This window comes from Leucobacter luti (genome assembly GCF_004217175.1).
GTDB lineage: Bacteria > Actinomycetota > Actinomycetes > Actinomycetales > Microbacteriaceae > Leucobacter > Leucobacter luti.
In genome coordinates this window covers 166,015-188,232 of sequence record NZ_SHKI01000006.1, presented here as the reverse complement: position 1 = coordinate 188,232, position 22,218 = coordinate 166,015, and the positions used below count along the sequence as shown (strand labels likewise).

Here is a 22,218-nt window from a genome sequence, read left to right as displayed (position 1 = left end):
ATGACTAACTGTCAACCTGCGCCGCACCAACGGCCCGGCTACGCTCCGAGCGTTCGGTAGCGCTCGAGCCGCATCACGCGCCGGCGCTCCGCCGGCTGCAAGCTCAGTGCCGCGAGTTCCTGCGCGATCGCATCACCCATTCGCACACTGAACGCTTCCGCCTCACTCGCCGCGTCTGGAAGCTCCGCGACGATCCGGTCGACAATCCCGTGCGCGCGCAGTCGCGCGGAGGCGACCCCCTGCTGCTCGGCGAGCTGCGGGGCGTGCGCGGTGTCGCGATACACAATCGCCGAGGCCCCCTCCGGGGGCAACGGCGACAGCCACGCGTGCTCGGCGGCGAGTGTGCGGTCCGCGGGAAGCAGCGCGAGCGCACCCCCGCCGGTCCCCTCACCCAGCAGCACCGAGAGCGTGGGGCTCGCGTGCGTGACCAGATCCGCGAGACTGTGCGCAATCTCAGACGCGAGCCCGCCCTCCTCGGCGGCACGCGAGAGCGCCGCTCCGGGCGTATCGATCACACTGACCAGCGGAAGCCGCAGCTCCTCGGCGAGATGCATTGCGCGCCGCGCAGCGCGCAGCGCCCCCGGGCCGAGCGGCGCATGGGAACGCTGCGTGCGGCGGTCCTGCCCCACCACCACGCTCGGCACGCCGCCGAATCGGGCGAGGCAGAGCGCGAGCCCGGGGTCCCGCTCCCCCTGCCCGGTACCGGAGAGCGGCACCACGTCAGTGGCCGCGTGCCGCAGCAGGTCGCGCAGCCCGGGGCGCGCGCGATCTCGGGTGCGCACCACCGAATCCCACGTGTCCACCGAACCGGCCGGATCAGCCGCGGCCGTTCCGGGATCCGCGGCCCGCGCCACGAGTTCCGCGTGCGTCGGCCGCTCCAGGAGGCGCAGCGTGCGCGAGATCACCTCGCGCAGCTCCCCCGGCGGCAGCACCCCGTCGATGATCCCGTGATGCGCGAGGTTCTCGGCGGACTGCACGCCGGCGGGAAACTGCGCATCGTAGAGCGCCTCGTACACCCGGGGGCCCAAGAACCCCACGAGCGCGCCCGGCTCGGCAACGGTGACCTGGCCGAGCGACCCGAATGACGCGAGCGCTCCCCCCGTGGACGGGTGGCGCAGATACGTGAGGTAGGGCAGCCCCGCGGCCTCGTGCGCGGCGACGGACGCAGCGATCTTCACCATCGCAACAAACGCAACGGTGCCCTCCTGCATCCGGGTTCCGCCGGAGGCAACCGCGGCGAGCACAGGGAGGCGCTCGGCAGTGGCGCGCTCCATGGCGAGCACCAGCCGCTCGGCCGCGGCAACTCCGACTGAGCCGGCGAGGAAGGTGAACTCGCTCGCGATGAGGGCCACCCGGCGGCCATCGAGGAGGGCCTCGCCCGTGATAATCGATTCGTCGACCCCGGACTTTTCGGCGGCTGCCGCGAGCTCCGCGCGGTACTCCGCCCCGAGATCGGGCTGCCGGGGCGCAGCATCCCAGCTGATGTAGCTGCCGGGATCGGCCGTGAGCTCGATCAGCGCTGTCGCGGAGAGCCGCCGCGGGCGCTGTGCGGCGGGCGGGGGCGTCGCGTGGGGCGTCATAACGCCAACCATTCGCGGATGATGGCGTCGTGCTGGTTGAGAGTGGGCGGCGCGGTGTGCGAGGTGCGCGTGCGCTCAATCTCCCCGGCTCCGGCCTCGGCCCCGGCGGACTCGCGGGCAGCACTCGCGCCCGAGCCGGAACCGGGGGCAGTACCCGCACCCGAGCCGGAACCGGGGTCAGCATTCACGCCCGAGCCAGAACCGGGGTCGAAGAACCGGATTGCGGGGCCGGGGAGCGTGATGGTGCCGAGGGCGGGGTGCTCCACGTCGACGAGCAGGCCCTGCGAGGCCACCTGGTCCCAGGCGTACACCTCGGGCAGTGTGCGCACCTTGCCGGCCGGGATCCCGGCCGCGCGCAGGCGTTTCAGCAGGGGCTCGGCGTCGTGGTCCGCGAACGCGGCGGTCACGAACTCGAGCGTGCGCGCGTGATGAGCGACCCGCTCCGCGTTCGTCGCGAGGCCCGGCGCCTCCGGGTCGAGCCCAAACTCGGCGCAGAGCGCCGCCCACAGGCGTTCGTTGCCCACGCTGATCTGCACCGCGCCGTCTCGGCACGGGAACAGCCCGTATGGCGCAATCGAGGGGTGGTGATTCCCCTGCGCGAGCGGGGTCTGTCCCGCCACTGTCGCGCGAGTGCCCTGGAACGCGTGCACGCCCACGATTGAGGAGAGCAACGAGGTGCGCACCACCTGGCCGCGCCCGGTCTCGCCGCGCTTCACGAGTGCCGCGAGCACGCCGACGACGCCGTGGATCCCGGCCAGCAGGTCCGCGATCGGGGTGCCCACGCGCTGGGGGTCGTCGGGTCCAGCCCCCGTGAGCGACATGAGGCCGGCCTCGCCCTGCACGATCTGGTCATACCCGGCGCGGTCGGCCTCGGGGCCGTCGTGGCCGAACCCCGTGATCGAGAGCTGCACGAGCCGGGGATTCAGCTCCGCGAGGGTGGCCGTGTCGAAGCCCAGCCGGGCCATCACGCCGGTGCGGAAGTTTTCGATGAGCACGTCGGCGCGGGCCACCAGGCGTCGGAGCACGCCGCGGCCGTCGTCGCTCTTCAGGTCGAGCGCGATCGATTCCTTGTTGCGATTGCACGAGAGGAAATAGGTCGAGTGTTCGGCGCCGTCGCCGCCCGGTACGAACGGCGGCCCCCAGCTCCGTGTGTCGTCGCCCGTTCCCGGGGACTCCACCTTGATCACTCTGGCGCCCAGGTCGCCAAACATCTGGCCGGCGTGCGGGCCGGCGAGCGCGCGGCTGAGATCAACTACGACCACACCGTCGAGTGCACCCTTGCTCATCTCTGGTCCTCCTTCACACGTTGACGCTGGTCCCCCTGGCGGGCCCGGCCGAGACGGCCGGGCCCGCCAGCCCCCGCGATTAGCCCTTGAACATCGTCCAGAGCTTGTCGTACTGCTCCTTCACCTCAGCGGAGCAGGGCTTCTGGTCGTGGCCGCGCTGCATGGTTTCTGCGTCCGCAATGATGACCGCGGCATCGCCCTCCGCGGGCTCCGCGAGAAACTCCTCAATGCCGGTGATCGGCGAGGAGTACTTGATGAAGTCAGCGTTGAGCGCCGCGTTCTCCGGCTCCAGGAGCCAGTTCAGGAAGATCTTTGCGTTGTCCTGGTTCTGGGCGTTCGCAAGAATGCCCAGGTTGTCGGCGCCCATCATGAAGCCTTCTTCGGGGAAGACGTACTCGAGGTCAGGATTCTGCGCCTGCGCCCGAGCAAATGAGCCGTTCCACATGGTCGAGAGCACCACTTCGCCACCGGCCATGCGGTCGATTGTGCCGTCCGAGCTGATCACCTTGACATCCGATTTGAACCCGTTGAGCAGGTCGAGTGCGTCCTGATAGGCGGCGTTGTCGGTAGTGCAGGCCTCTGATCCGACCGCCATGAGCGCCGCATCAATCACGAAGGTCTGGCTATCGTGGAGGTTGATCTTGCCTGCGGCCCCGTCCGGCACCCCGAAGTAGTCCTTCCACGAGGCGACCTCTCCGGATACCTCGTCGGGATTCACACCGATCCCCTGATACACGACCGCGTAGGGGGTGGTGTATTTTCGGCCCTCATCGAAGTACGAGTCGACGAAGCTTGCCTCAATGTTGCCCCCGTTGGGGAAGGAGATTGCGTCGATCTCGAGCAACTGGCCGCTTGCGATGAGATCCTCGGCGACGTAGTCGGAGATCGACACCACGTCGTAGGTCGCGGAGCCGGTCTTCACCTTCGCCACCATTTCCTCGGCCGACGAGAAGGTGTCGACATTCACCTTGATCCCGGTGTCCTCGGTGAACTTCGTCAACGCGTCCGGATTGATGTAGTTCGTGAAGTTGAACAGGTTCAGTTCACCGGAGCCGGATTCTGGGAACGCGGCGACAGCGCCCCCCGATTCTCCTCCGGTAGCGGGGGCCGCGGAACACGCTGTGGCCCCGAGCAGGAGTGCAGCGCCTGCGGCCGCCGTCAGGGTGAGACGCAACGGTGCGCCCGTCAACGAGAGTTTCATGGTTCAGCCTTTCTTACGGGTAATGAGTTGGGACAGGATCAGCACGACCACCGAGACGACGATGATCATGGTCGAGAGCGCGTTGATCTCTGGGGTGAGACCGACGCGGAGGGACCCCCAGATGTAGAGCGGGAGGGTGGTGGAACCGGGGCCGGCGGTGAAGAACGACATGATGAAGTTGTCCATCGAGACGATGAAGCTCAGCATGCCCCCTGAGATGATGGCCGGTGTCAGCATCGGGATGGTGATGCGCCGGAAGATGCGACGCTCGTTCGCCCCCAGATCGGCCGCGGCTTCGAACTGACTCCAGTCGGCCTCCGACAGGCGTGATCTGATCGTCATCAGCGCAAACGGGAGACCCACCACGGCGTGGCCGACGATCATCGCCGGGATCCCGAGCGGGATCTTGACAAACGCGAACAGGCTGAGAATCGCGATGGCGAGGACGATCTCGGGGAGAATCAGTGGCGCGGAGAGCAGTCCATTGACGAGCGTTGAATTGCGCCGCTTCATGCTGACAAGCCCGACAGCGGAGAGGATCGCAAGAATCACGACGAGGGCGGTCGACCACACCGCGATGAGCAGCGAGTTCCCGAACGCCTGTCGGATCTGCTCGGATTGGAACACACGAACGAACCAGTCGAAGGTGAAGCCCTCCCACACCATCACGATGTTGTTGGCGTTGAACGAGTACCCGATGATCACCGCGAGCGGCAGGTACAAAAACAGCAGCAGCGCGATCCCGATCCCCGCGAATCCGGGGAAGGAGTTGAGCGCCCGAAATCCGGGCTTCCGCGCGCCCCGCTCGGCGGCAGTGACCCCACGTGCGTTGCTCACAGCAGGCTCGCTTTCTCGCCAGACGCCGAGAACCGCTTCGCGAGGAACGCGAAACCGAGCAGCGCCAGCATTGTCAGGATCAGCAGCGCCACCGAGATCGCGGCACCAAACGGCCAGTTCATCGACTCCTTAAACTGGCGCTGAATCACGGTGCCGATCAGGTCGAGTTTTGCCCCACCCAGCAGCATCGGTTGGATGAATGCGCCGAGCGCTGGGACAAACACGAGCATGCTGCCGGCGAGGATGCCAGCGCGCAGATTCGGCAAGAGCACGCGCGTGATGACGCGCCACCGCGTCGCGCCGAGATCGTACGCCGCCTCCGCGAGCCGGAAGTCGAACTTTGCCGCGCTCGTATAGATGGGCAGGATCATGAACGGCACGAAAACGTAGACGAGCCCCACCATGGTCGCGAACGGGCTGGGAAACAGCGGCAACGGCGTGAGCCCCAGCGCTTCGATTCCCGAGTTGATCAGCCCGCGGTCGTTCAGAAGAATCATCCATGCGTAGGTGCGGATCAGGGTGTTCGTCCAGAACGGAATGGTCACGGCGAGTACCAGCAGGTTGCGCGTCCTCGGTGGCCGAGTTGCGATCCACACGGCCGTCGGGATCGCGAGCAGCGCTGCGAGAATCGTCGTGAGGCCCGCCATCCACACGGAGCGCCACAGGATCGCGAGGTACTGCGGGTTGAAGCTCCGCGTGCCGGTGAAGTCTTCTTCGAAGAGCAGCTTGCTCCAGCTCTCGAAGCTCACCGGACCCGCGACACCGACACCGCCCGGCGCCTGGCTCATGAATGAGTAGGTGATCACGAGGAGCACCGGGAGCGCGACGAGCAGCACGCCAAGGATGATGCCGGGCAGTGCCAGGATCGGCGACGCACTGCCCGGGCGGCGCCACCGCGTGCGCCGGAATTCTTCTGCGGTCGCGACATCGATCGGCACCGTCGCGTGGTGCTGCGCGGTCACGCCACCACCTCCCGCGCACCGCCTGGCGTGACTGCCAGCGCGGCCGGTTCGCCCACGGCTGTTGGGCCGTCGTAACTCGCGGCGACGCGCACCCAGACCTCGTCTCCCCCACCGATGTCGAGGCAGAGCCGCAGGTCAGTGCCGATGTACTGGGCGGCGGCGATAGTGCCGTTGAGTGGTCCGTCGGCGGCGATTGCGAGGTGTTCCGGACGGATCCCAACGGTCGTCGCACCCGCGCCAGCGAGCGGCGCGCTGAGCGCTGCGTCGTGGATAAGCGCTCCGGCCAGAGTTCGGAGGCCGCCCGGCTCCGGCGTGACGCTGAGGAAGTTCATCTCGCCGATAAACTCGGCCACGAAGCGGTTCGCGGGTTCGGCGTACAGATCACGAGGTGCACCCAACTGCGCAATCTCGCCGCGCTGAAACACCGCGATCCGGTCGCCCATGCTCATGGCTTCCTCTTGGTCGTGCGTCACAAACACGAAGGTGATGCCCGACTCGACCTGGATGCGCTTGAGCTCGGTCTGCATCTCGCGGCGCAGTTTCAGATCGAGCGCCGACAGCGGTTCGTCGAGCAGCAGGACGTCCGGCCGCTTGGCGAGCGCGCGTGCAAGCGCCACGCGCTGCTGCTGTCCTCCAGAGAGTTGGGACGGGAGCCGACTCCCGAAGTCTTGCAGACCCACCAGCTCAAGCATCTCGTCGACCCGGGCGACCACCTCAGGCGACTTCGCCTTCTTTCCCTCCATCTCGAGGCCGAACGCGATGTTCGCGCGGACCGTGAGGTGCGGGAAGAGCGCGTACGCCTGAAACACCGTGTTGACGCGGCGTCGGTACGGCGGGAGCTGATCGATTCGGTGCTCACCGAGCCAGATCTCCCCGCTCGTCGGTTGCTCGAGCCCCGCGATCGAGCGCAGCAGCGTCGTCTTGCCGCAGCCGGACGGGCCAAGCAGAACAAAGAACTCACCGGTCCGGATTTCGAGGTCGACCCCGTTGAGGGCGACAAAAGTGCTGCCCTCGGGGGTGGTGAATTCCTTGGTGAGCTGCTGGACTGAAAGAGTCGCGCCAGCTGATGCAGTCATCGAAGCGCCTCCGTTTCTTCGCGGTGTGGCCGATCGGGTGTGGAGTGGTCAAGAACACGCGGCGTCTCGCGCCACATCGGGCGTGCGCGCTCGAACTGGGCGGCGAGCGCGAGAATCCGCGCTTCGTGACGAGGCGGCGCGATCAGCTGGATCCCCACGGGAAGTCCCCCGGCGCTCAACCCGCACGGCACGCTGATCGCGGTGAACCCGGTGACGGTGATGCGCCAGCTCGCGCGCATCCACTCGAGGTAATCGGGCTGCTGCACGCCGTTGATCTCCCGCGGCCAGTGCTGCGCAGCTGGGAACGGCAGCACCGCGGTGACCGGGGCCGCGAGCACGTCGATGCGCTCAAACAGCCGCGCCATCCCCGCATACACCCGCGTGCGCTGTTCACGCGCATCGAGGTAGTCGTCGAGCGAGTACTGCAGTCCCGCCTCAGTGTTTGCGATGAGCTCTGGGCCGAGCAGCTCACGTTTCCCAGCGAGCAGGCTCCCAAAGTTGCGGGCGTATCCGATGCCCCGCATGACACGGAACACTGTGTCTGCGGCGGCGAGCTCGGGCTCCTCGTCGGTCACGGTGTGCCCCAGCTCCAGCAGCGTCGGGAGTCCGTGCGCTTCGAGCACCTCGGTCACGGCCGGGTCGATCTCAAGCCCGTCGAGTGTGCGGCTCCAGCCGATCCGCAGCCGGCGCTCGTGCGCGCCAATGCGCGTGTCGAACGGCTCGGGGAAGCCGAGCGGGGCACGGTCGGAACCGGCCGAGAGCGCCCCGAGGAGCAGAGCGGTGTCGCCAACCGTGCGCCCCATCGGCCCGTTGGTGGACAGCGTCTCCCACGCATTGTCACTGGGCCAGTTCGGGACGCGTCCGGCTGAGGGGCGCAGCCCGACCACGTTACAGAACGCCGCCGGGGTGCGCAGCGATCCACCCATGTCGGAGCCGTCGGCGATCGAGACCAGCCCCGCCGCGAGCGCTGCGGCGGCACCGCCACTCGAGCCGCCAGCGCTGCGGTCTGGAGCATACGGGTTCGTGGTCGTGCCGAACACGCGGTTGTACGTGTGCGACCCGGTGCCAAACTCCGGGGTGTTGGTCTTCCCGTAGATCACCGCGCCAGCGGCGCGCAGCCGTTCGACGACGAGCGAGTCGCTGGTCGGCACAAAATCGGCGTGGAGCGCCGAGCCGAAGGTGGTGCGCATACCCGCGGTCTGCTCCAGATCCTTCACCGCGACGGGAAGCCCCTCAAGCTGGCGCGGGGGCTCGCCCGCAGCCCGTCGCCGGTCTGATTCAGTGGCGCTGCGCTCGGCCGCGGCGAAGTCAGTGGTCACGATTGCGTTGACCAGCGGGTTCGCCAGCTCATAGCGTCGGCGTGTCTCGCTCAGCAGCTCGGCTGCGGAAAGCGTCCCTCCGGCCATTGCCGCAAGCTGGCTCTCCGCGCTCATCCGACACAGATCGGTTTCCAAATCAGCCACCCACACTCCATTGAATGAGCAAAATCAGAATCATCGACGCCCTGAAATGCTTAATATGGAATTTATAATGACCACGAATGACTACTTTGTCAACCCCAAGTATCACTCGTGTCCAGAACGCAACATCTGGCAGGATAGGCGCAGGAGACGTTGAAGGAGGGCCATGCACCAGCCGCTCGATGAGGCCGACCGCGAGATCTGCGCGGCACTGTTGCGCAACGGTCGCGCGTCCTGGCGCGAGATCGCCCGCGTCACAGGAATGCAGGAACGCACGATTGCGCGGCGGGGCGCCCGGCTTCTTGAACAGGGCCTCGTCCAAGTGCGCGGACTGTCTCAGCCGCTCCTGCAGGAGCGCGGCATCAGCAGTTTCGCTCGAATCGAGTGTGCGCCGAAAGACCTGAACCGCGTCGCGACGTGGTTCGCTGGACGCCCGGAGACGCTCTGGGTGGCGTCGTTGGCAACCGAGAGCGCGGTGATCTCGGAGTGCTACCTGCGCGACGACTCCCGCGCCGCCTTCATCGAGGGCGAGCTCGCCCAGCAGCCCATCACCAACTACTCGTTCTCCTACCTCGGCCGCTACCGGCGCACCGTTCGAGGCTGGCAGCCAAACATCTTGTCCACCGAGCAGCTGGACCAGTTGGGCGAAAACGAGACGCGGGCGCTGCTCGCCTCGCTCGACGAACGGGCTGCGATCACCCCGCTGCCCGACGAGACCGACCGTGAAATCGTCCGGCTGCTGCGCGCTGACGGCCGGCTCAGCATCGACGCGATCGCAGCGAACGTGGGGGTCGCGAAGCCGACCGCGCGTCGCAGAATCGCCCAGCTGCAGCAGGCCGACTATCTCAGCATTCGCGCCGTGATCGACCCGGCGCTGCTCGGATTCCCGCTCGAGGCGAGCCTCACCGTCGAAGCTCCAGTCGCCCGCCTCGACGAGATCGCCGCACTCGTCGCCGACGACTGGCGCACCCGCTGGGCCGCCGAGGTGCCCGGGCTGGGCCAGGTCCAGGCACTCCTGACGCTCGAATCGCACGTCGAGCTGCACGAGACCCTGCGGCGGCTCGACGCCCGGCTCGGGGACACCGCGACTCGGATCACGGCGAGCCCAATCCTCTCGCACTTCAAACGCAGCGACGTGCTGGTCTCGCACGGCACGCCGCGGCCGGAGGAGGCCGCCGCCGGCTAGCCCAGCGCCGCGCGCAGCGCCCCGACCGCCGCGCGCACCCCCGTGCTGAGGGTCGGCTCCATGTCGGGTAAGAAGAACGGCGAGTGGTTGACGGGGGGATCCGCGCGATCCGCGGGGAACCCCCCGAACACCCAGTACACGTTTGGCACCCCGATACTCTCGGCGAGCCACCCGAAGTCTTCGGAGCCCATCGACGGCGCGAGCGCGACGACCTGCTCAGCCCCCAGCTCCGCCCGGAGCGCGGCCGCGACCTGCTCTGTGCGCTGCGGGTCGTTGTGCAGCAGCGGGAACCGGTAGATCTCCTCGATCTGCGGCTGCGGCGCGCGCGAGGCCGCGGCCTCCGCGTTGAGGATGCGGGTGATCGCTTCGAGCACCCGGGAGCGCACGTCCTCGGTGAGCGTGCGCACGTTGATCGTGAACTCCGCCCGGTCGGGGATGATGTTCTCTTTCAGGCCCGCGTGGAAGGTGCCGCAGGTGACCACCGCGGGCTCCTGGGGTGAGAGCTCACGCGCCACGATGGTCTGCAACCGCACCACCATGTGCGCACCAAGCACCACCGGGTCGATCGCGTTCTGCGGCTGCGAGCCGTGCGACTGGGTACCAAACACGGTGACCCGAAGTGAGTCGGCCATCGCCATCGCGCTGCCCGAGGCGAGCCCCACTGCGCCCGACGGCACCTGTGGAACCACGTGCTGCCCCAGCACGAGCTCGGGTTTCGGCGCCCGGTCCCACAGCCCGTCAGCCACCATGGCCGCCGCACCCGCCGCGGTCTCCTCGCCGGGCTGAAACACCCACACGATCGTTCCGCGCCAGCTGTCGCGCTCGCGCACCATCACTGCGGTGGCGGTGAGCGCCGCCGCGACGTGGGTGTCGTGGCCGCAGCCGTGCATCACCGGAACCTCCGTGCCGTCGGCGAGTGTCCCGGTGGCCACCGAGGCGTAATCGACCCCGGTGTCCTCACGGATCGGCAGGCCGTCGGTGTCGGCTCGGAACGCGACCACGGGACCGTCGCCGTTGCGCAGCACCCCAACGACCCCGGTGCCGCCACACCGCAGGTGCTCGATACCGAGCTCTTCAAGCTTGCCCTCAATGAACTCTGCGGTGCGGTGCTCCTGCATCGACAGCTCTGGGTTCCGGTGCAGGTGCAGGTAGCTTTCGTGCAGCAGAGACTGTTCCGAATCGATCATGTTCGTGGGTGACATAGCGACAACTCCTCATTCATCTGACTCTGAACGCGTGAACTTCGACCGGTCTCGCACGATCCACGAGAACAGGATGGTACAGCCTACTGCGATCGCCGTAGCGAACGGCGCGAGCTGCTCGAAACTCGGGATCAGGGCGAAGTGGAGCGCAATGCCCACCACCACCGCCACGAGCGTGGCCCGCAGGTTTCGCATCGCCACCACGGGTGAGCACGACATCGTCGTAGAGCTCGGGTACCACGACAATCTCAGTGAGGTGCTTGAGCTCCAGGTGCCAGCAATCCCGGGGCTCGTGCGGTTCGCGGCGTTCCCGGTGCTCAAGTGTTTCAAGACGATCCGGGCTTGGCGCGACGCATCGACTGGCTGCTCGGATCCGGGCAGCTCTCGATTCGCGCGATCGTGGACCCGGCCGACGTCGGGTTCAGCGTCGAGGCGGTGCTGTGGGTGCAGGCCGCGCCGCAGCACGTCGAAGCGCTGGGGCAGCACCTCACCCGCTGGCCCGAGGTCCGCTACGCCGCCGCGATCGCGGGGACCTCGCAGTTGCTGGTCAACATCGTGACACCCTCGCACGCAGCGCTCTACCTGCTGCTCGCACGGCCAGTGTGGGCGAAATACTCGCAGCACGTGCGCACCGACCTGATCCACAGCGCGCGCGCAAGCGGGGCGGTCGCCTGCGCCCCGCCGACTAGGAGTTCTTGTTCTTCTTGAGGGTTTTGAAGAGCATCTGCCCGAGCACGAAAGCGAGCAACAGCGAGAACGCGACGTTTGACCAGAACGGCGGGATGTGCGTCGCGATCACCGATCCGAGCGGCGAGAGCACACTCGCCGCGATCCCGAGCACCGCGGCGGCGCGCAGATCAACGTTGCGCCGCCGCGAGTTGCCGATCGTGCCGGAGATCGAGCCGGGGATGAGCATGATGAGCGAGGTCCCCTTCGCGATGAGGTCGCTGGCGCCAAAGAAGAACATCAGCACCGGCACGACGACGACACCGCCGCCGACCCCGAGCAGGCCGGAGAGCACCCCCGTGACCAGCCCCGTCACCACGAGCAGCACGATCACGAGCACGGTCTTCTCGATCTCGGCGTCCCGCTGCGGCACCACGAACCACAGGCTCACCACGACGACCGCGAGGAACCCCATGAACAGCCAGCGCAGGAATCCGGTGGGCACCCGCGAGAGCAGGTAGCTGCCGATCTGCGCGCCCACGATCACGCCGGCCGCGAGTGCGATCGCGGCGATCCAGTCGACGTTTCCCTGCACCCCGTAGCCGATGCCGCCGACCACCGCGGCCGGGAGAATCGCGGCCACGGAGGTGCCTGCGGCAAGGCGCTGCTGGAAACCGAGGAACATCACGAGCATCGGGACGAGGACCACACCTCCCCCGATGCCGAACAGGCCGGAGAGGAGTCCGGTGATCGCGCCGAGCACGGCGAGGGTGAAAATGCTTGAGCGGGAGGGCTGAGTCATGAAGCGTCGATTCTGCGAGTCTGGTCGTGATGGCGGCGGCGGGCGATCCCGCGCGCGCTAGCTGGGGGCCGGCACGATGATCGCGGATCCGTCTGATCGGGGGTCGCTCGCGGCGGCGAGGCCGTCGGGCGCGACGCGGATGAGGTTTGAGTGCCCCAGGTCTTCCGTGTACGGCGGCACCTCGGTGATCGCGAAGCCGGCGGCGGCGATCGCCGCGAGCGTTGCGGCCGGGACGTCGGCCTCGGCCATGACCGCCGGCGTGCCTGATCCGAGCCACTCCTCGACCATCCAGCGCGGTGCGTGCGTCGCCTCGTGGGGCGTGGCCCCGGCAAGCGAGCGCAGCAGGAGCTGGGCGTGGATCTGCGGTTGTGCGGCCCCACCCATGGTGGCCGGCACCCACGCGACCTCGTCGCCGCGGAGGATGAGCACGGGCATGAGCGTGTGCCGCGGGCGCTTGCCCGGTGCGAACGCGTTTGGCGAGGCGGGGTCGAGCGAGAACGAGGTGCCGCGGTTCTGGAACAGGATCCCCGTCTCCGGCTCAAGGATGTGCGCCCCAAAGCTCCAGTAGACCGAGTTGATGAACGAGACCGCCCAGCCGTCGTCGCTGATCGCAGCAAACCCCACGGTGTCCCCGCTCGCCTTCGGGGCGCCGGAGACCGGGAACTCCGGCGCGTGCATGCCGATGAGCTCCGAGCCCGAGGCGCCACCGAAGCGGGGGTCGGCGAGGTGGCTGGCGCGGACCATGTTCGCGTCGCGGAACGCGCGTGCGAGACGCCCGGCGCCCGCGCCAAGCGGATCCTCGATCCCGGCGGCGACCTCGTTCAACGCGCGCAGCAGCATGAACCCGGAGGTGTTTGGCGGGCCGGTCACCACGCGGTGCCCGGCGAACTCGCCCTCGAGCGGCTCGGCCCAATACGCCTGGTAGTCGATCGCGTCCTGCGCGGTGATCTTCGATCCGAGCGCTTGGAGGCCCGCGATCCAGCGCTCCGCGGTCTCCCCCTCGTAGAACTCGGCGGAGCCGCCGTCGGCGATCCGGCGGAGCGTCCTGGCGAGCGCGGGCTGCACGAGCGGCGCCCCCTCGGCGATCGGCTCGCCGCCGGGGTAGAACACTGCGCGGGCGCCGGGATCGCGCTCGAGTGAGCCGCGATCGTCGACGAGGGCGGCGGCGACCGAGCGCGAGTTGGGGAACCCCTCCTCGGCGTGCCGGATCGCGGCCTCGAAGTGCGCCGCCCACGGCCGGGTGGCCCCGTATTCGTGGAGCGAGTTCCACCCGCAGATGCCGCCGGGCACGGTGACCGTGTCGATGCCCCGCAACGGAAGCGCGTCGCCGTGCGTCTCGCGCAGCGCCGCGAGCGACTGCGCGGCCGGCGCCGCTCCCGTGGCGTTCAGAAACCTGATCTCGCCGTCCGGGCTGCGCACGAGGGCCACGAGGTCGCCGCCGAGCGCCACGTTGTTGGGATACACGACGCACAGCGTCGCGGCTGCGGCGAGCGCCGCGTCGACCGCGTTGCCGCCGGCTTCAAGAGCGGCGGCCCCGGCCGCGGTCGCGAGGTGGTGCGACGTGGAGATCGCGCCGCCGGTGGGGGCTGCGTCACTGGCCACGGCGCTGTCCCTTCTGCGGAGCCCCATCCTCGGATGCTCGGGCGATCTCACGGCTGATGTCGTGCACGTGGGCCCGCGCCTCGGTCTCGGCGAGATCGCCGTCCCGGGAGGCGATTGCCTCGTAGATGCGGCGGTGCGCCACGCTCGACGCCTGGCGCCGGGCCTTCGTCTGGTAGCGACTGGCGCGACTCGGGGCAATCTGATTCGCAATTTGCTCGTTGATGAGCGACAGCAGTGGGTTGTGGGTGTACTGCGCGATCGCCTGGTGGAAGGCGCGATCGAGCTCTGCGTAGCGATCCTTCGTGACGTCGAGCTCCATCGCTTTGACGAGCTCTTCGAGCTGGGTCAGGTCGCGCGGCTGCGCGCGTGCCGCGGTGATTCGAGCGATGGGAGGCTCGACGATCGCGCGCAGTTCCATGATGTCTGACAGCTCCGTGCGCAGGGCGGAGAACGCCTCGATCACCTCGTCCGCGGCACCAGAGGACTCGCCCGGCGCAAGAATGATGGTGCCGCGCCCGGGCTTGCGATCGATGAGACCGCGGTTCTCAAGCTCACGGAGCGCCTCGCGGATCGACACTCTGGAGACGCCGAGCAGCTGCGCCAAATCGCGCTCCGCGGGGAGCTTCTCGCCCGGTGTGAGATCGCCCTCAAGAATCAACCGTTCAAGGTCGACCGAGAGCCGGTCTGGCACGGAGAGGGTCTCTCCCCGATTCATCGAACCCCAGTCCATACTGTCCACTCTCATCTCAATTCGTCGCTGACCGCGAGCGGCCGCCGCTGCCGCGAACCACGGTTAGTCCTCGGCCTCGGCGCTCTTGCCGAAGTAGGCCTCGTGGAGACGCTCATCCTCAAGCATCACACGCGCATCCCCACCGCCGGAAAGCGTCCCGGTTTCCATGAGGTAGCCACGGTGCGCGATCGAGAGCGCCATTCGCGCGTTTTGCTCGATCAGCAGCACACTCGTGCCCGCAGCATTGATCTCCTCAATGATCTCAAACATCTGCGCCACAATCTTCGGCGCAAGCCCCATCGACGGCTCGTCGAGCATCAGGAGTCGCGGGTGCCGGATCAGCGCCCGCGACAGCGCGAGCATCTGCTGTTCCCCGCCGGAGAGGGTTGCCGCGGTCTGGTGTTTCCGCTCTTCCAGGCGAGGGAAGCGTTCGAAGACCCCGGCAATCTCGGCGGCGAGGTTCGTCGTGGCACCCCAGTGAGCGACCTGCAGGTTTTCGAGCACGCTCATCCGCCCGAAAATGTGCCGCCCCTCCGGGACCAGCGTGAGTCCACGTTTCACCCGCTGCTCCGCGCGAAGGCCAGTGATCTGCCTCCCGCCGAACTCAATCTGTCCCCGGTGCTTATTGAGCCCCACGACCGCGCGGAGCAGACTGCTCTTGCCCGCGCCGTTCGCACCGACGACCACAACGAGTTCTCCCTCGTCTACGTGCAGGCTCGCGTCGAGCACCGCGCGGACGACTCCGTAGCGGACATTGAGGTCCTGTACTTCGAGCATCCTCACTTTGCATCACTCCCCAGGTAGGCCTCAAGCACGGCGGGGTTCTTTCGAATCTCCGCTGGCGTGCCGTCGGCGATGATCACGCCGTGGTCGAGGACAACGATTCGGTCGGAGACCCCCATCAGGAGATCCATGTCGTGCTCGATCAGGATTACGTCGATTCCGTGCTCCCTGATCCGCGCAATCAGCGTCGAGAGGTCTCGCGTTTCACTCTCGTTGAGACCGGCGGCCGGTTCGTCGAGCAACAGCACCCGCGGCCGCGTCATGAGCGCCCGGGCGATCTCGACCTTGCGCTGTTGGTAGGCATCGAGGGACGACGCTCTGCGGTCCCGGCACTCCCACGCGTCGACGAACGCGAGTACTTCCTCGGCCTCTTCGACGGTGAATCGCTCGCTCTTGCGCACGAATGGGAACGGCGAGAGGAACTTTGGCACGAACCCGGCGAGACGCGAGTGCCCACCGACCAGGAGGTTCTCGAGCACGGTCATGTCCCAGAACAACCGCACGGTCTGGAAGGTGCGCGCGATGCCACGTGTCGATACCGCGCTCGATTCGAGCCGCTCGGTGCGCTCTCCAAAGAACTCGATGGTCCCGGAGGTCGCGTTTGTCACCCCGGAAATCGCGTTGAGCAGCGTCGACTTCCCCGCACCGTTGGGCCCCATCAAGCCGAGCACCTCACCGTGCTTCAGGTCGAATGTGACCGCTTCGAGCGCGGTGAGGCCGCCGAACACCTGTTTGACCTCTTGCAGCCGCAGCACCGCAGCACCGGGTGCAACCGGCTGCTCCGCGTCCGGGCGAACGAGTTCACCCACGGGCGGGACCGTCCCGCCGCGGGCCCGGGTCAGCTCAAGCCGCTTCGAAATGATCCCGCCCGGCCGCAGGATCATCAGCACGATCACAATGAGAGCGAGGAAGCCGGTGCGGAACTCAGGGTGCGCTTGGATCAGCGGGATGTCTTTCGCGACCGCCTGGAAGAAAATCCAGAGCGCCGCGCCAGTGATGGGCCCCCAGAGCGTTCCCGCGCCGCCAAGGATCACGAGGCTCAACACGATGAAGTTGTCCTCGAGCGTGAAGCTGTCTGGATTCACGAACTGGTTCATGTGGGCGAAGAAGACCCCGATCACGCCCGCGGTCGAGGCACCGACCACGTACGCAAGCAGCTTGTACCGTCTGGTGCGGATGCCGATCGAGGCGGCGACGAGCTCGTCCTCGCGAATCGCCACCCAGGCACGGCCAACGGGTGAGGCGATCAGCGAAGCGAGCGCGACGATCAGGATCACGACCACCGTGAGGATGATGTAGTAGGTGGTCGTGGGCGGGACCATGCTCCCGTCAACAAAATTGAGGGCCGGGATGTTTCGAATGCCGACCGCACCCCCGGTGAATTCGGTCCAGTTGATCGACACGATTCGCACGATCTCACCGAACGCGAGCGTCATGATCGCGAGGTAGTCTCCGCGGGCACGCAGCGTCGGATAGCCGATGATCGATCCCGCGATGCCGGCGAACACGATCGCCGCAACCACGCTAATTGGGAGCACCCAGGCGAGCGCCGCCGGGTTCTCAGCGAGGAGCGGTCCGAACGTACTCACCGTGAATATCGCTGCGGTGTACGCTCCGACGATAAAGAAGGCGATGAAGCCGAGATCGAGCAGCCCAGTGAGGCCCACGAGAATATTGAGGCCCGAGGCGAGTGCGACGTAGACCAGCGCGAGCGCCGCGACGCGTACCCACTTATCGCCCGGCAATACCAGCGGGGCGAGGAGTCCGATCACCAGGAAGACACCGGGCCAGAGCCAGCGGTGCAGGCCCAGTTCTGGCTTGATGACCACTATCGGGGTGGTATGAGTATTCGACATGATTTAGACCTTCTGCACCTCTCGTCGGCCAAACAGGCCCTGCGGCCGGAGCCACAGGATGATCACGAGAATTCCAAACGCGATCACGTCGCGGTAGGCGGATCCCTGCGGCACGTATGCGGCAGCGAGCTCCTCGCTCACTCCGAGCACGAGGCCACCGACAAACGCGCCGGGGATGCTCCCGATTCCACCGAGCACCGCTGCAACCAGGGCCTTCAGCCCCGGCAGGAATCCCATCGTCGCCGCAGCAAACCCGTAGCGCTGCGAGTACAGCAGCCCGGCGATCGCAGCCATTGCCGACCCGAGGATGAACGTTGTTGAGATCACGCGGTCCACGCCGATGCCCATGAGGCGGGCGGCGTCCTTGTCTTCGGCAGTCGCGCGGATCGCGCGCCCGATGGGGGTGAACCGAATGACGGCCCAGAACGCCAGCGTCACGAGTACGGCCACCGTGAGCACGACGACGTCGATGCGCTGCACCCTGGCGCCGAGCACCATGATCGGGTCGCCAAGATCCGGCCGTTCGACGGGCACCTGAGCCGCCCCGAACAGGAAGGTCGCGACTGCCCGAAGCAGCATCGACACGGCAATTGCCGTGATGAGCATTGAGAGTATTGGGGCGTTTCTGAGCGGCCGGTATGCGATTCGTTCGATCAGCCAGCCCACGAGAGCACCGACGATCACCCCGATCAGGATCGCGAGCCACGCGGGGAACGCCGTGCCCTCGACCGCGGTTCCCGCGATCACGTTGTGAGTTTGCCCGGCAACGAGCGCCCCGAAGGCACCGAACATGAAGATCTCGCCAAAGGCGAAGTTGACCATTCCCAGCACGCCGTACACCACACTGAACGCGACCGCGAGGAGGCCGTAAATCCCACCGACCGCGAGTCCGTTGATGATTTCCTGCATCACTTATCTCCGTAATAGTTGAGCGGAGGAAGCCGCTTTGGCGGGCGCCGCATCACGGTGCCCGCCAAAGTGGCTACTCGGTAATCACAACAAACTTGCCGTCTTCGACTCGTTGGAACGTCAGCTCCCCGACTCGGTTTCCCTCGTCGTCGAAGCTGATACTCCCTGAGACGCCGGCGAAGTCCTTCGTGTCTCGAATGGCGGACGCGACATCCGCGCGATCGGTGGTGCCCGCCGCCTCGATCGCGTCGGCGACCACGTACGTGGCGTCGTATGCGAGCGCGGCCCAGGAGCTCGGCTCCTTGTCGTACTTTGTTGAGAACGACTCGACGAAACCAGACGACTCCGCCCTCGGATCGCTCGCGGAGAATGCCGCGTAGACCTCGACCCCCTCGGCGTTGTCCCCGGCAAGGTCGATAAACAGCGGGCTTGCTGCGCCGTCGGACGCGAAGATCGGCAACTCGGATCCCGCGTCGCGGATCTGCGTCACGATCTTCCCGGCCTCCGTGTAGAAGCCGCCGATGAACACGGCGTCCGGGTTATCCTTCAGCGCGGCGTCAACCGTGCTGCCGAAGTTCACGGTGCCCAGCTGGTACGCCTGCGAGCTCGTGACCTCGCCACCCGCTTCCTCGATCCCCGCGGTGAACGCGTCGGCGACGCCCTTACCGTAGTCGTCCTGCTGGTAGAGCACGGCGACCTTCTTCACACCGCGGTTCGCTGAGATGAACGACGCCGCCTCGGCCCCCTGATACGCATCCGTGAACACTGTGCGGAAGAAGATGTCGCTCGCCCCACTGAGCTCCGGCGAGGTTACCGCGGAGGCGACGATTGGAAGCCCACACTGCGTGTAGATCGGCAACCCGGACAGGGCAACACTCGAGAAGCTGAAGCCGAGCACCGCCGGGATCTCCGCGTTATCGCACATCTCTTGCGCGATCACCGGGCCGTTCGCGGGCTTCCCCTCGTCGTCAACGACCTCGGTGGTGAGGTCGCGTCCGAGCACACCGCCCTCGGCGTTGATCTCTTCGATTGCGAGGTCGATTCCCTCGCGCATCTCAAGCCCGTAGCTCGCGAAGTCGCCCGAGAGCGTCGCGGTGTAGCCCAGCGGGATTGCGCCCTCTGAGCTCCCCCCGTCACCGCCGCTGGAGCTTGCAGGGGAGCAGGCACTCAGTACGAGTAGTGCCGCACCAGCGGTCAGCCCGAGGGCGGCGGTTCTTCTGCTTCTCATCGTCATCACTTCCCTTGGCGGACGATCTAGTCGATCGTCTCGATGGTCATCCAGTTCTCGAAGCAGTGGTTTGCCGCGAGGGAGGTGACGCCGATCGTGGCGCGGCCTCCCAGGCCGGCCTCCTCACCGAAGACGTCACGGAACAGATCGGTCGCGCCGGAAGACACCAGGTTGACGTCGACAAAGTCGGGCGCGGAGACCACGAAGTTGAGCGAGTTTACGAGGCACTTCACGTTGTCGAGCGATCCGAGTGCGAGGCGCATCGTGCCGAGGCAGTTGAGCGCCGTGCGGCGAGCCGCCTGATAGCCCTCTTCGATGGTCACCTCGGCGCCGAGGCGCCCCGGGTGGATCGGCTGGCCGTTCTTGCCGAGTGTGTCCTCGACGTGTCCCGAGAGGAAGAGCAGGTTGCCCGTCTTATGGAACGCCTTCATCGAACCGTAATAGGTTCCGTGGTAGCCACCCTGGCTGTAGTCGGGAATCTCGAGACCGAGCTCAGCAACACGGGCTTCAAACGAAACAGACACCATTATCTCCTTCATAAATCTCTGCATTGAGTATGTACAGCCGCCACCCCTCCAGACCATTGGTCTGACCAAATGACCGACTAACGAAGATGCTAGCAAGTTGACTTCACTCTGGGAAGACCCAGTGTGTAAATTCTTTGTGCCCCCAAATTTCGGCGCAGATCTCGAGATAATCCCAGCTCAAAAGTTATTTATTGCGCTACACCCGCACGCAACTCACCGCAGTGACGCCGCAGCGAAACTTCGCCGACACGGCGAATCAATCACTCAGACCGCTCCCCGAAACACAACACTGGCGCCGCTCCCCACGCTTCCCTGCGCTGCACGCGCACGCAAAAACGCCGCGAGGCCCGGACGCAGATGCGTCCGGGCCTCGCGGCGTCTTGGTGCGGGTTACTGGGGCAGCAGCCCGAGGTCCTCGAGCCCGATCGCGTAGCGGTACTCGTAGCCGGCGGCCTCAATGCGCGCCTTCGCGGGGGCCTGGCGATCGACCACCACGGCGACCGCCACGACCACGGCGCCGACCTTCTCAAGCGCCTCAATCGCTGCGAGCGGCGAGCCGCCCGTGGTGGAGGTGTCCTCGACCACGATCACACGCTTGCCTTCGAGATCCGGGCCTTCGACCTGGCGGCCGCGGCCGTGATCCTTCGGCGCCTTGCGCACCACGAACGAGTCGTAGACCTGGCCGCGCGCGACGCCCTGATGCATGATCGCGGAGGCGATCGGATCCGCCCCCATCGTGAGCCCACCCACCGCAACCACGCCGTCGACGTCGGCGATGAGATCGAGCATCACCTGGCCGATCAGCGGCGCAGCACGATGATCGAGGCTCAGCTTGCGCAGGTCGATGTAGTACGTCGCCTTCTTGCCGCTCGTGAGCGTGAAGTCGCCGTGGAACACGGCCTCGCTGGTGATGAGGTCGATGAGCTGTTCGCGTGCGCTGGTCATGCGAACAATTCTACCGGCTGGCCGGGACTCACTCCGCCTGGGCAGCCGCGATCGCGGGCGCGTGCAGGCGCAGCAGGTCCTCGTACGTTTCGCGGCGGGCGACGAGCCGCGCCTCGCCGTCCGCGACGAAGACGATCGCGGGCCGCAGCGCACCGTTGTAGTTGTTCGCGAGCGTGTACGAGTACGCGCCGGTGGTCGCCATGACCACCAGATCACCGACCTGCGCGGCCGGCAGCTCCGCCCCGTCGACGAGCAGGTCGCCCGACTCGCACTGACGCCCCACGAGCTGCACACTCTCGGTCCAGGGCTCGGTGACCCGGTTGGCGAGCACCGCCTCGAACCGCTGATCGGTGAGCGCGACGTCGAGCATGTCGGCCATGCCGCCGTTGACCGCAACGAAGGTGTGTCCAGTGCGCTTCACCGACAGCACGTCGTAGAGCGTCACGCCGGCGCGGGCGACGATTGAGCGCCCGGGCTCGATCATGATCCTGGCCCCCTCGGGGAGGTGCTCACGCGCGGCCGCGACGATCGCGTCGAGGTACTCGTCGACCGACGGCGCGTCGTCGGCGTACGTGTACTTCACGCCGAGCCCGCCACCCACGTCGTAGGTGGCGAACGTGCCCGCGGTGGAGATGTTCTCAACTGCCTGCGCGAACTGGCGCGTGTTCAGGATCTGCGAACCGATGTGCAGGTGCACGCCCTCAAACTCCATGAGCGGGTGCGCGTTCATTCGCTCGATCGCGCGCAGCGCCTGGTCCATCGGCAGCCCGAACTTCGACTTCGCACCCCCCGTCGCCTGTGACGCGTGCGTCTCGGCCTCCACCCCGGGGATCACCCGCAGCAGCAGCGCCTGCGGCTTCGTGAGTAGCCGCTCCAGGCGATCGAGCTCGTCCTCGTTGTCGACGATGATGGCGCCGATGCCGGCGGCGAGCGCCATCTCCAGTTCGGCGTCCGACTTCGCGTTGCCGTGGAAGTGCAGCTTCGCGGGGTCCACACCCGCGGCGAGCGCGAGCTGCAGCTCCCCGCCGCCCGCAATATCGACCGACAGCCCCTCCTCGTGCGCGAGGCGGTACATCCCCACGACGGGCAGCGACTTCGAGGCGAACAGCACCTCCGAGTTGGGCCAGCGCTCGGCGAGGCCGTCGACGAAGCGGCGGATCTGGCGGCGCAGCCCCGTCTCGTCAAAGATGTGCAGCGGGGTGCCGTACTGCGCGGCGAGCTCCGTGACGGGGACGCCGCCGATCGTCAGGACACCGTCCGCGTTCACTCCGGATTCCTCGGGGAGCACGTCCCACAGTTCACCCAGCCGGGTCCCCTCGGGCGCGGGCTGGAGGGCGGTGGTGGTTTCTTGCATGACGGTCTCCTGTCGAATCACGGCTG

21 protein-coding genes are annotated in these 22,218 nt (G+C 67.1%); 2 read left to right on the top strand and 19 right to left on the bottom strand.

Annotation, left to right across the window (positions count from 1 at the left end; all coding sequences use genetic code 11):
* Positions 1 to 38: 38 nt before the first annotated feature.
* The 7 genes from EV139_RS12265 to EV139_RS12235 form a co-directional block, all read right to left on the bottom strand.
* The gene (locus EV139_RS12265) at positions 39 to 1,580 is read right to left on the bottom strand and encodes a carboxyl transferase domain-containing protein (RefSeq protein ID WP_130454838.1); all 1,542 of its coding nucleotides are present in this window, start codon (positions 1,578 to 1,580) and stop codon (positions 39 to 41) included.
* A complete protein-coding gene (locus EV139_RS12260; protein ID WP_130454631.1) occupies positions 1,577 to 2,866 on the bottom strand; it encodes a CaiB/BaiF CoA transferase family protein in 1,290 nt (429 codons plus the stop codon). The genes EV139_RS12265 and EV139_RS12260 overlap by 4 nt, the downstream gene beginning before the upstream one ends.
* A 79-nt stretch (positions 2,867 to 2,945) precedes the next feature.
* A complete protein-coding gene (locus EV139_RS12255) occupies positions 2,946 to 4,067 on the bottom strand; it encodes an ABC transporter substrate-binding protein (RefSeq protein WP_130454630.1) in 1,122 nt (373 codons plus the stop codon).
* Between the two features lie 3 nt (positions 4,068 to 4,070).
* Positions 4,071 to 4,904: an ABC transporter permease gene (locus EV139_RS12250; protein ID WP_130454629.1), complete on the bottom strand. Its 834-nt coding sequence runs from the start codon at positions 4,902 to 4,904 to the stop codon at positions 4,071 to 4,073.
* Positions 4,901 to 5,866, bottom strand: coding sequence for an ABC transporter permease (locus tag EV139_RS12245; RefSeq protein ID WP_198677564.1), 966 nt, complete (start codon positions 5,864 to 5,866; stop codon positions 4,901 to 4,903). The genes EV139_RS12250 and EV139_RS12245 overlap by 4 nt, the downstream gene beginning before the upstream one ends.
* Entirely contained in the window at positions 5,863 to 6,942 is a 1,080-nt protein-coding gene (locus EV139_RS12240) for an ABC transporter ATP-binding protein (protein WP_130454628.1), read from the bottom strand. Before EV139_RS12240 ends, EV139_RS12245 begins: the two co-directional genes overlap by 4 nt.
* Positions 6,939 to 8,405, bottom strand: a complete 1,467-nt coding sequence (locus tag EV139_RS12235) for an amidase (protein ID WP_130454627.1) — start codon at positions 8,403 to 8,405, stop codon at positions 6,939 to 6,941. The genes EV139_RS12240 and EV139_RS12235 overlap by 4 nt, the downstream gene beginning before the upstream one ends.
* A gap of 163 nt (positions 8,406 to 8,568) precedes the next feature.
* Here EV139_RS12235 and EV139_RS12230 point away from each other — a divergent pair, with 163 nt between their 5' ends.
* Positions 8,569 to 9,588, top strand: coding sequence for an Lrp/AsnC family transcriptional regulator (locus EV139_RS12230; protein WP_130454626.1), 1,020 nt, complete (start codon positions 8,569 to 8,571; stop codon positions 9,586 to 9,588).
* Here EV139_RS12230 and EV139_RS12225 read toward each other — a convergent pair.
* Together EV139_RS12225 and EV139_RS12220 are read right to left on the bottom strand one after the other, a co-directional pair.
* On the bottom strand, positions 9,585 to 10,790 hold the full coding sequence (locus tag EV139_RS12225; RefSeq protein WP_130454625.1) for an amidohydrolase: 1,206 nt from the start codon (positions 10,788 to 10,790) through the stop codon (positions 9,585 to 9,587). The two genes, EV139_RS12230 and EV139_RS12225, sit on opposite strands and share 4 nt — an antisense overlap.
* A gap of 12 nt (positions 10,791 to 10,802) precedes the next feature.
* Complete coding sequence (locus EV139_RS12220) at positions 10,803 to 10,994, bottom strand: hypothetical protein (protein WP_130454624.1); 192 nt, start codon at positions 10,992 to 10,994, stop codon at positions 10,803 to 10,805.
* Between the two features lie 138 nt (positions 10,995 to 11,132).
* On the opposite strand from EV139_RS12220, the gene EV139_RS12215 reads away from it, so the two are divergent.
* Positions 11,133 to 11,498, top strand: coding sequence for an Lrp/AsnC family transcriptional regulator (locus tag EV139_RS12215; protein WP_157993044.1), 366 nt, complete (start codon positions 11,133 to 11,135; stop codon positions 11,496 to 11,498).
* Here EV139_RS12215 and EV139_RS12210 read toward each other — a convergent pair.
* The 10 genes from EV139_RS12210 to lysA all read right to left on the bottom strand — a co-directional run bounded on the left by EV139_RS12210 (position 11,476) and on the right by lysA (position 22,192).
* Complete coding sequence (locus tag EV139_RS12210) at positions 11,476 to 12,258, bottom strand: sulfite exporter TauE/SafE family protein (protein WP_130454622.1); 783 nt, start codon at positions 12,256 to 12,258, stop codon at positions 11,476 to 11,478. The two genes, EV139_RS12215 and EV139_RS12210, sit on opposite strands and share 23 nt — an antisense overlap.
* A gap of 57 nt (positions 12,259 to 12,315) precedes the next feature.
* Positions 12,316 to 13,860: a gamma-glutamyltransferase family protein gene (locus tag EV139_RS12205; RefSeq protein ID WP_241989051.1), complete on the bottom strand. Its 1,545-nt coding sequence runs from the start codon at positions 13,858 to 13,860 to the stop codon at positions 12,316 to 12,318.
* Entirely contained in the window at positions 13,850 to 14,575 is a 726-nt protein-coding gene (locus tag EV139_RS12200) for a FadR/GntR family transcriptional regulator (protein WP_237465226.1), read from the bottom strand. Before EV139_RS12200 ends, EV139_RS12205 begins: the two co-directional genes overlap by 11 nt.
* A 78-nt stretch (positions 14,576 to 14,653) precedes the next feature.
* Positions 14,654 to 15,367, bottom strand: coding sequence for an ABC transporter ATP-binding protein (locus EV139_RS12195; RefSeq protein WP_130454619.1), 714 nt, complete (start codon positions 15,365 to 15,367; stop codon positions 14,654 to 14,656).
* 2 nt (positions 15,368 to 15,369) lie between these two features.
* Entirely contained in the window at positions 15,370 to 17,229 is a 1,860-nt protein-coding gene (locus EV139_RS12190; protein WP_130454618.1) for a branched-chain amino acid ABC transporter ATP-binding protein/permease, read from the bottom strand.
* A 3-nt stretch (positions 17,230 to 17,232) separates the two neighbouring features.
* Positions 17,233 to 18,138: a branched-chain amino acid ABC transporter permease gene (locus tag EV139_RS12185; RefSeq protein ID WP_130454617.1), complete on the bottom strand. Its 906-nt coding sequence runs from the start codon at positions 18,136 to 18,138 to the stop codon at positions 17,233 to 17,235.
* A 73-nt stretch (positions 18,139 to 18,211) separates the two neighbouring features.
* Entirely contained in the window at positions 18,212 to 19,366 is a 1,155-nt protein-coding gene (locus EV139_RS12180; RefSeq protein ID WP_157993043.1) for an ABC transporter substrate-binding protein, read from the bottom strand.
* Positions 19,367 to 19,392: 26 nt separating this feature from the next.
* On the bottom strand, positions 19,393 to 19,890 hold the full coding sequence (locus EV139_RS12175) for a RidA family protein (protein WP_198677562.1): 498 nt from the start codon (positions 19,888 to 19,890) through the stop codon (positions 19,393 to 19,395).
* A 393-nt stretch (positions 19,891 to 20,283) separates the two neighbouring features.
* On the bottom strand, positions 20,284 to 20,838 hold the full coding sequence (pyrE, locus tag EV139_RS12170; protein ID WP_130454614.1) for an orotate phosphoribosyltransferase: 555 nt from the start codon (positions 20,836 to 20,838) through the stop codon (positions 20,284 to 20,286).
* 28 nt (positions 20,839 to 20,866) lie between these two features.
* Positions 20,867 to 22,192, bottom strand: coding sequence for a diaminopimelate decarboxylase (lysA, locus tag EV139_RS12165; RefSeq protein ID WP_130454836.1), 1,326 nt, complete (start codon positions 22,190 to 22,192; stop codon positions 20,867 to 20,869).
* Positions 22,193 to 22,218: the final 26 nt, after the last annotated feature.